Genomic DNA, 238 nt, shown 5'->3' on the forward strand with positions numbered 1-238 from the left:
TGCCCGATTTGTACCGTAATCGAGCAGACGCGGCAAGCTCGAAAGGCCTGAAAGACCGCTTAGGCGTGATGCTGGTTGAGTTTCAGAGGTCGTATAACTTGCTTTTAAGCCCGAGCATCGAGGAGAGCGGCCCAACCATCCTCCCGAGCCTGACCGACCAGAAAATCCACAAACGCCCGGGTTTTGGCCGGTAACAGTTTCTGGCTGGAAAAGTACAAATAAATCTGCCCCGCATTGA

At 53.4% G+C, this 238-nt stretch carries 1 protein-coding gene; it reads left to right on the forward strand.

The window, feature by feature from the left end; translation table 11 throughout:
- Positions 1 to 194 (forward strand): hypothetical protein (locus N7568_RS25305; RefSeq protein WP_261612376.1); only part of this gene is annotated, 194 nt, incomplete at its 5' end.
- Positions 195 to 238: the final 44 nt, after the last annotated feature.

It is taken from the genome of Paenarthrobacter aurescens, assembly GCF_025421775.1.
Lineage (GTDB): Bacteria > Actinomycetota > Actinomycetes > Actinomycetales > Micrococcaceae > Arthrobacter > Arthrobacter aurescens_B.